Origin of the sequence: Bacillus sp. SIMBA_026, assembly GCF_046535335.1 — a bacterium.
GTDB classification, from domain to species: Bacteria; Bacillota; Bacilli; order Bacillales; family Bacillaceae; genus Bacillus; species Bacillus velezensis.
This window is the reverse complement of record NZ_JAWRWX010000193.1, coordinates 1-269: the sequence shown is the minus strand read 5'-3', so window position 1 is coordinate 269 and position 269 is coordinate 1. Positions and strand designations below refer to the sequence as shown.

Below are 269 nucleotides of genomic sequence, written 5' to 3'. Positions count from 1 at the left end.
CTGGTGCCTTCCACGATCAGCGCCAAGAGGTCGATTCCGGCCTGGGAGGTACCGAGGAAGTGGTCCGGGGAAGGACCCATGCCGATGTTGTAGGGATCGATCGTGTCCTTGTTCCACGGAGTCAGGAACCCGCCCACCAATGAAAAGAGGAACAAAGCAAGGAAAACGAACAGTCCGGCGACGGCGGTTCGGTTACGCATGAACCGGCGGAAGATAATGCGGGACTTGGCGATGACCACGTCCTGGCCATCGGAGACGCGGGATTCGTC

1 pseudogene is annotated in these 269 nt (G+C 59.5%); it reads right to left on the bottom strand.

The window, feature by feature from the left end:
* Positions 1-269: pseudogene (locus tag SB847_RS21160) on the bottom strand (ABC transporter permease); the annotation flags it as partial.